Genomic DNA, 294 nt, shown 5'->3' with positions numbered 1-294 from the left:
CCTCTTTCCTCCAGGGCTTCCCGGATGGCGATAGGGTCGATATTGTCAAAACGATCCTGTTCTTCTTCGGTATAGAATCGGTCCTCCTGAATAAGCTGGGCAAGCCTGCGCTGTACCTTCGGCCAGGGCAGCTGTGTTTCCTCCGGGCTTCCGGCACGGACAACGAACGGGCTGTTGCCGCCACCGTATTCCTGAGCCAGCCATGCAGCGGTATCCTTCTCTCTTGCATGGTCTTTCATATAGCGGACGACAGCGTGTTTACTCTCGATATTGCCGTTCCAAACACAGAGAGCT

At 55.1% G+C, this 294-nt stretch carries 1 protein-coding gene; it reads right to left on the bottom strand.

From position 1 onward, the window contains the following. The coding region (locus PGS25_RS15290) for a hypothetical protein (protein WP_270419384.1) at positions 1-294 on the bottom strand (294 nt) is incomplete at both ends.

Source organism: Butyricicoccus sp. AM78-15b2TA (assembly GCF_027665985.1).
Taxonomy (GTDB): Bacteria; Bacillota; Clostridia; order Oscillospirales; family Butyricicoccaceae; genus Agathobaculum; species Agathobaculum butyriciproducens.
Note: the sequence above shows the minus strand (reverse complement) of the source record. Positions and strands in the feature narration are given on the sequence as shown.